The organism is Sinorhizobium sp. FG01, from assembly GCF_002531875.1.
Classification (GTDB): Bacteria; Pseudomonadota; Alphaproteobacteria; order Rhizobiales; family Rhizobiaceae; genus Sinorhizobium; species Sinorhizobium fredii_C.
Genome location: NZ_NWTB01000047.1, coordinates 1 through 7,594, shown reverse-complemented (window position 1 = coordinate 7,594; position 7,594 = coordinate 1). Strand labels below are relative to the sequence as shown.

The window sequence follows — 7,594 nt, the reverse complement described above, 5'->3', positions numbered from 1 at the left end:
GTTCCGCAACGTCTGCCCCAAGGTGATCGAGGACATGCTGAAGGAACACCAACTCGCCGCCTGGGAGAACCAGATCTGACGCCCCATCCGGCCGTGATGCGAACAACCCCTGCCCCGTCACGTTACGGCCGGACCTTTCACTCGAGGAGCACTGACATGAGCATTACCCAATCTCAGGCCGAAGCGGCGCTCGCCGCGGCCCGCCAGGCCGCCGAAGTAATCGGCGTTCCAATGAATATCGCCATCCTTGACGCCGGTGTTCATCTGAAAGCCTTCTCCCGCATGGACGGGGCCTTGCTGGGCTCGATCGACATCGCTCTTGGGAAGGCCAGGACCGCTGCCCTGTTCGGGCTCAGCACCGAGGCGATCGGGGAATTCAGCAAACCGGGCGGTACATCGCCCGGCCTTGAGCTGACGAACGGTGGCCTCGTCGTCTTCGCCGGCGGCCTGCCGATCCGCGACGAGAACGGCGTACTGCTCGGCGCGGTCGGCGTGTCCGGAGGGGCGGTAGCTCAGGACCTCCAGGTCGCGCAAGCCGCAGTCGTAGCCGTCCAAGACGGTTAGCCGCCGCTGACGCCATGGCGAAGCAAGAGGTCCCAGATCTGCCGAAAAGTTCCTTCTGGCAGGCAGGTCGGGGCCCCGTCTCCGCAGACGACCGCGCGCCGCACGCGTCGGGTATCTCCGTATGATAATCCCGTGCTCCTGCACGGACCTTATCCGGCATCACTCTCGTGTTGGATCTTGCCGTTTAAGCAAGCATCGATGGCCAAAGCACGAGCATGCGCCACCCACGACCTCAATCCTGCGGCGCATAGAGCCGCCTCGGATTCCGTACTCCCTTGAGTTGGAAAGTGCCGACGTCGGCCAGGAACTCCGCATCTCTCTCAGCGAGCAGCGCACGAAAGTTTTCCGACACCAGCAGCGACCGGCCTAAAGCCCTGCTACTCGCCGCGATCCGGCAAACTTCGTTCACTGCCGGGCCGATTACGGTAAAGTCCAGCCTTTCGTCGCTGCCGATGTTGCCGTAGAACACTTCGCCGAAGTGCAAGCCGAGATAGATTGACGTTGTGGCCAAGCCAAGACCGCGACGTCGTTCGTTGAGTAATGAGAGGTTCTCCGCAAGTCTGCGCCTCGCCTGAAGCGCGGCGTCCGCCGCTTCCTTGGCATCTGTCCGATTGAAGATGGCAAGAACGCCGTCGCCGATCAGCTTCAACACGTCTCCCCCACAGTGGTGGATCCCCGAAATGGTCGCCTCCGCATAGTCATTCAGCATGGCGATAAGCTCGCTGCTGTGCACCGTTTCGGACAGCGACGTGTAGTTTGCCATATCCGAGTACCAGAGCACCGTATGAATGCTCTCAACTCGGCCCCGCGCGAAGCGACCTTCTAGCACCCGCTTGCCGGCGTCGTGCCCGAGGTAGACTTCAACAAGCGAATTCGCCACCTGACGAAGCGCCGCCGACTTGATGGCGAGCGTCAAGGCGGGCACGAGCCTGCGAAAGGCATCCAGATCCTCACGGCGAAAGCCGCCCGGCCTGTCCGTCGACCAACGGCAGTAGAGATTGTCCATTTCGCCGATCGCGTCGTTTCCGCCCAGCGGGATTATCTGGGCGAAGTAGCCGGTGTGGCCTGCGTGCTTGAGTTCCGCAAGGACCGGAAACTGGTCCGGCACCTCCCCGGCCAACGGCAGGTGGAGCTCGGAAAGCCCATTCTCCAGCATGTGATGGAAAGGGCTGCTGCGCCACTGCTGAGCATTGTCTTCGGAATCGTCGCGAAGGAATTCCCGCTGCCGGGCGTCGAGGCTCTTGCTCGCTTCCCAATAGAATCCCTCCGATTCTCGAACGGGATGAAGGGTATCCAGGAAGATTGCCGCCTCGACGAGCTCGACGCCGAGTGCGCGCACGCGCTCGCAGAAGCCCGCGATCAGGTGGCCCTCGCTCGCGCCGCGAAGGCCCTCATTGAGCAGCCAGTCGAGAATGCGGTCGGTCCTTTCGCTGGTCATCGCCTGCACTGCCCCAATCGTCCCCTCATGCCTTGATTGCGTCCACAAGGGCGCGAAAGCCGGCGGACATATGCCGCCGGCTCGGATAGTAGAGATATAGCGGCTCTTCCGGCTGGCACCAGTCGTCCAGCACCCGGATCAATTCACCGGAGGCAATGAACTTCTCGACCCGGTTTTCCCAGACATAGGCGAGAGCGACGCCGCCGAGCGCGGCCTGGCTCATGAGCTCGTGATCATCGAGCGACAGCGGCCCGGTCGGCTGGAAGGTGATTGCTTGCCCGTCCCTCTCGAATTCCCATGGATAACGCGACCCCGATGGAAACATGTTCTGGATGCAGAGGTGACGCTTGAGGTCGTGCGGCGTCAGCGGAACCGGCCGCCGCTCGAAATAGCTCGGCGAGCCGACGACCACGAGCCGCAGTCTCGGCTTGATACGCACGGCGATCATTCCCTCCGTCACGCGCTCGCCGAAGCGAATGCCGGCGTCGAATCCTTCCTGCACAATGTCGACGAGTCTGTCGGTCGCGCTGATCTCGAGCTCGAGATTCGGGTTCTTCTCCAGTAGCGGGCCGATGATCCAGCCGATGACGAAGGGGGCGATCGAGTTCGGGACGTTCAGCTTCACTCTGCCGAAGGGGGTATGGCGAAAGCGGTTCAGCGCGTCGAGCGCCGACGTGATCTCACCGAAGGCCGGATCGAGGTGCGACTGCAGCAGGGCGCCCGCTTCGGTGAGCGAGACGCTACGCGTGGTACGATTGAGAAGGCGAACGCCGATCCGCTCCTCGAGGTTGAGAACGGCATGACTGATGGCCGACGCGGTCACGCCCCGCTCCTCCCCCGCCCTGCGAAAGCTCTTGTGGCGGGCAACGGCTGCGAAAGCCGATAGCTCGGACAACTCGGTCGCACGCATTGTTGAATCTCACTCAGTATTATCCCGCAAAAAACAAATCTTATACATCAGCGATTTTGAGGTCAAATTCCATGCCGTCAGCAGAGAGCTGAAGAACACGACATCGGAAGGAGCTCGTCATGAAAGTCTGGTTCATCACCGGCGCGTCCCGCGGTTTCGGAGCGCTGATCACAAAGGAAGCCCTGGCCGCTGGAGACGCCGTCGTCGCCACAGCACGCAACCCCAAGGCCATCACGGAAAAGATCGGCGAACACCGGAACCTGTTGGCGGTCGCCCTCGAAGTCACCAACGAAGACCAGGCAAAGGAGGCAGCAGCGCTCGCCGTAGAGCGGTTCGGCCGCATCGACGTGCTCGCCAACAACGCAGGCTACGGCCTGTTGGGCGCAGTCGAGGAAGCAACGGCAAGCGAGATCGAGGCCCTCTATGCCACCAATGTCTTCGGGGTCTTGAAGGTTACGCGCGCCGTGCTGCCGCACATGCGCCGCCAGCGCTCGGGCCACATCCTGAACTTCTCGTCGATCGGCGGCTACTTTGGCTATCCGGGCTGGGGCGTCTATGGGTCGACGAAGTTCGCGGTCGAAGGCCTGTCGGAGTCGTTGGCAGCGGAGGTCGCCCCCTTCGGCATCAAGGTGACGATCATCGAGCCCGGCTTTTTCCGCACGGACTTCCTGCACGACAGGTCGCTGGCGATCAGCCCGGCTTCCATCCCGGACTATGTCGGAACCCCGGCCGGTGACATGCGCCATTTCGCGGCCGCTGCCAACCACGCCCAGCCCGGTGACCCTGCAAAGCTGGCCAAAGGCATCCTGACCCTCGCCAATGCGGTCAATCCTCCTTTGCGCATGCCATTTGGCAGTGACACGGTGGCAAAGATCGAAGAACAGAATGCAAGCGTTGCCGAGGAGCTGGCGAAATGGAGAGAGCTTGCTGTCTCTACGGACTTCGACGTGTGATCGAACGGCTTCCCTCAAGTCACCCCGGTCGGCAGCGGCCCGCCGGGGTGACTGACTTAATACACCCCCTCAGCCCCTCAATCGGGACATTCGGCACCGGTGCTGACCCAGGCAGCGATCAATGTGGCAAACGTCTCCTGCGAACCGGGAGGAGCACTGCGACCTTCGCCAGGGTGCCAGGCCCAGCCGACCAGATGGTCTTCGCCCATGTGGCGTATGAGATCGGCAAGGGAACGATTGCCGTTCCGGCTCGTGTCTTTCACCTGCCGGCAGATCTCACCCACCGTCAGCCCTTGCCACGCCATGCTGGCCGGCGCCAATGACCAGTGCGCGTTCCCCGGAATTGATTTCATGCGGCTGCCGACCACCGGACGATTCTCGGCACCGTGGCAGGTGCTGCAGACAAGTCCCGCCGGACCCAGCGAGCTTTCGCTGGCATTTATCAGCGGCACATGCGGGTGCATGTCTTCACCCTGCGTCGGGCTGCGCGTCGCCGGATGGCAGTTGATGCAGCGCGGATGCGTCATGACACGGCTTGCCTCCTCGAAGATGGCCTTCGAGCGCGCGCTGGTGTCCGCAATCGCGCCAAAGTCGGAAACGGACTTGAGGGCTCCACCATCTGACGTTTCAGCATAAGTCTGCAGGGATCCCATACCGGCAACGATACCTGTCGCAGCGAGAACGGCGACGAGCGGGATGGCGAAAATCCGCTTGATCATGATCACGCCCTCCGCAATTCATTATGGTCGATCGGCAGCGAGCGCAGCCGCTTGCCGGTTGCCACGAAGATCGCATTGAGCAGCGAGGGCGCGACGCCCGGTGTGCCGACCTCTCCTATGCCGCCTGGCGCCTCGGAACTTGGCACGATATGAACCTCGATCTTCGGCGTCTCGTTGATTCTCAGAACCGGAGAATCGTCGAAGTTGCTCTCCACGACGGCGCCGTTCTGGACAGTGATGCGTCCATAGAGGGCAGCGCTCAGACCGTAGATGATGCCGCTCTGTATCTGGGCTTCGACCGTGTCCGGATTGATGACCTGGCCGCAGTCGACGGCGCAGATGATGCGCTCGGTCTTTAGGCTTCCGTCGTCCCCGATGCTCACTTCCGAGATCATCGCGGCGAAACTGCCGAAATCCTCCGAAAGCGCGATGCCTCTTCCCTTGCCAGGGGGCAGAGCGGTTGCCCAACCGGCCTTCTCCGCCGCAAGATCGAGCGCGGCGAGGAGACGCGGCTTATGCTGAAGCAGGCACCTGCGGTATTCCAGCGGATCGACGCCGGCGGCATGGGCCAACTCGTCGATGCCGCCTTCTATGGCAGGAAGGTTGCGTGTGGCACCGACTCCGCGCCAGTTGCCCGTCAACATTCCCTCCGGTGCCTCATGGCGGACGAAGTCGGTATATTTGTTCGGGATGGCATAGGGGGTTTCGGCCCCCGCCATGATGTCGAGGTCTATGCCATCGCGGGTGAAGGCCGGCAGCCAGCGCGCCATTACCGAAGGGCCGATGACGCGGTGACGCCAGGAAACCGGCATGCCGTCGGCGCCCAGAGTCGCCGTGACCTTGCTGTAGTTCAGATAGCGATAGCAGTCGTGGCGGATGTCCTCCTCGCGGCTCCAGGTGACCTTGACCGGGCCATCGACCTGCTTTGCGATTTTCGCCGCCAAGATGATCCCGTCGACATCAAGCCGCCGCCCGAAACCGCCGCCGAGCAGGTGGTTGTGCACAACGACCTTCTCCAATGGAAGCCCGGTCACATCGGCGACGGCTTGCCGTGCTCGCCCCATGACCTGGGTACCTACCCACACGTCACAGCCATCGCTGCGAACGTGTAGCGTGCAGTTCATCGGCTCCATTGCCGAATGGGTGAGGATCGGGAGGCGGTAGACGAACTCAAGCGCAGGTCCGTGCTCGGCTTCGGCTTTTGCAACATCGCCCTCGTTGATGTGCGGCAGGGCGTTGCCCCCAATCGCATCTTCCGCGCGCTTCTCCAAATCAACCAGCGAAAGAGTGCCATTCGGGCCTGGCTCCCATTCGATGGAGAGAGCAGCGAGCCCCTTTCGTGCGGCACCGGTGTTGTCTGCCAGGACGGCAACAGCATCCTCGATACGGACAACTTGTTTGACGCCTTTTACCGCCATTGCCGGTCCGGTTTCGACCGCGCGCAGCTTGCCGCCGAAGTGGGGACAGATCGCGATCGCCGCGTAAGACACGCCTTGCGGACGGGCGTCGATGCCGAATTTCGCGGTTCCGTTTACCTTTTCCGGACTGTCAAGGCGCCGGACGGACTGGCCGATCAGTTTGAAGCTGGACGCAGGCTTCAGTGGCATTTCCTGTGGAACGGCTTCGGATGCCGCGGCCTGTATCAGGCTGCCATAGGCGGCGCGGCGGCCGCTTGCGGCGTGGACGACATGCCCGGCCTCGGCACTGCACGTTTCGGGCGCAACGCCCCAGTCACGCGCAGCGGCGTTCACCAGCATGATGCGGGCGGCGGCGCCCGCCTTGCGCATCGGCTCGTAAACAGCGCGGATTGCGATGGAGCCGCCGGTGATCTGGTCGCCGAGCAAAGGGTTTGCATACCGCGTGGGATCAGCAGGCGCGTGCTCCAGCTCCACCTGATCCAGGGTGACTTCAAGCTCTTCGGCCAAGAGCATGGCTACCGAAGTGTAGATCCCCTGTCCCATCTCCACGGACGGCATGACGAAGACAATCTTGCCGTCGGCGGGGATGCGAATGAAGGCGTTGGGTTCAAACGCTTCTGCGGCAGCGGACGAAGGCGAAGGCTGCAGGCCGATGACGAGGCCCGCTCCCGTCAGCGATGCGCCGATCAGAAAATGCCGGCGCGATACCGGAAGGGTGAGTTTGTCGTGAACGGACATGGCTCACCTCCCCGTTGCAGCGAGCTTGATGGCGGCGCGAATGCGCGGGTACGTGCCGCATCGACAGATATTTCCGGCCATGACCGCATCGATGTCGTCGTCGGTCGGCGACGGGTTGGCAGCAAGGAGCGCGGCCGCGGACATGATCTGTCCAGACTGACAGTAACCGCACTGGACGACATCGATGTCGAGCCAGGCCTTCTGCACGCGAGCCCCTTCGGCAGTCTCGCCAATCGCCTCGATCGTGGTGATCGGCTTGGCCGCCGCATCGGCGACAGGCATGACACACGACCTCACGGGCACGCCATCGACATACACCGTACAGGCACCGCACATGGCGATGCCGCAGCCAAATTTCGTTCCAGTGAGACCTATGGTGTCGCGTAAGACCCACAGAAGCGGAATGTCGCCATCGACATCGACGACATACTTTTTGCCGTTAACCAGAAGATCGTAAGTCATGTGAACACCGGCCGAATGGCCGTCCCCTTAATTGCACAGCCGCGCTAAAATAAATCGGGCAGAGATCCTTTCATAGACGTACTTCCGGCTCAGCTTTTGCATTTCGCTGCGTTGCCGGAGGTCTCCGCTAGCGCGGCAGGGAGCGAAAGAGGCCATGGCAAGGCTTGAGGTTGCGGCGGCGACCAGGGTGCTGAACGTAGTCATCGACATCTCCATAGCTTTGAAAGATCCCCCGGCATCGCTGACGCGTTTTGGCGCCGGCCCGAGAAAAGAGCGGCGGGAGGGGCCGCCGCTCTTGCGGGTGGATTTCGGCCTAGATCTGGTTCTCCCAGGCGGCGAGTTGGTGTTCCTTCAGCATGTCCTCGATCACCTTGGGGCAGACGTTGCGGAAC

Annotated in this window: 8 protein-coding genes; 3 read left to right on the top strand and 5 right to left on the bottom strand. The window is 62.3% G+C overall.

Annotation, left to right across the window (positions count from 1 at the left end; all coding sequences use genetic code 11):
- Window positions 1–156 precede the first annotated feature (156 nt).
- Window positions 157–564 (top strand): heme-binding protein, encoded by a 408-nt coding sequence (locus CO656_RS29270; protein WP_097528117.1) that lies wholly within the window; start codon window positions 157–159, stop codon window positions 562–564.
- Between the two features lie 232 nt (window positions 565–796).
- Here CO656_RS29270 and CO656_RS29265 read toward each other — a convergent pair whose 3' ends face one another.
- Window positions 797–2,002, bottom strand: a complete 1,206-nt coding sequence (locus CO656_RS29265; RefSeq protein ID WP_097528116.1) for an adenylate/guanylate cyclase domain-containing protein — start codon at window positions 2,000–2,002, stop codon at window positions 797–799.
- A 25-nt stretch (window positions 2,003–2,027) separates the two neighbouring features.
- The gene (locus CO656_RS29260; protein ID WP_097528115.1) at window positions 2,028–2,912 is read right to left on the bottom strand and encodes a LysR family transcriptional regulator; all 885 of its coding nucleotides are present in this window, start codon (window positions 2,910–2,912) and stop codon (window positions 2,028–2,030) included.
- 119 nt (window positions 2,913–3,031) lie between these two features.
- On the opposite strand from CO656_RS29260, the gene CO656_RS29255 reads away from it, so the two are divergent.
- A complete protein-coding gene (locus tag CO656_RS29255) occupies window positions 3,032–3,865 on the top strand; it encodes an oxidoreductase (RefSeq protein WP_097528114.1) in 834 nt (277 codons plus the stop codon).
- A 77-nt stretch (window positions 3,866–3,942) separates the two neighbouring features.
- Here CO656_RS29255 and CO656_RS29250 read toward each other — a convergent pair whose 3' ends face one another.
- The 3 genes from CO656_RS29250 to CO656_RS29240 are packed head-to-tail and all read right to left on the bottom strand — an operon-like array spanning window position 3,943 to window position 7,202.
- A complete protein-coding gene (locus CO656_RS29250; RefSeq protein WP_234819737.1) occupies window positions 3,943–4,584 on the bottom strand; it encodes an Isoquinoline 1-oxidoreductase subunit in 642 nt (213 codons plus the stop codon).
- Between the two features lie 2 nt (window positions 4,585–4,586).
- Window positions 4,587–6,740 (bottom strand): molybdopterin cofactor-binding domain-containing protein, encoded by a 2,154-nt coding sequence (locus tag CO656_RS29245; protein ID WP_097528113.1) that lies wholly within the window; start codon window positions 6,738–6,740, stop codon window positions 4,587–4,589.
- A 3-nt stretch (window positions 6,741–6,743) separates the two neighbouring features.
- Window positions 6,744–7,202: a (2Fe-2S)-binding protein gene (locus tag CO656_RS29240; RefSeq protein WP_097528112.1), complete on the bottom strand. Its 459-nt coding sequence runs from the start codon at window positions 7,200–7,202 to the stop codon at window positions 6,744–6,746.
- 154 nt (window positions 7,203–7,356) lie between these two features.
- Here CO656_RS29240 and CO656_RS30630 point away from each other — a divergent pair.
- Window positions 7,357–7,594: hypothetical protein (locus tag CO656_RS30630; protein WP_210202578.1), on the top strand; the 238-nt coding region annotated here is incomplete at its 3' end.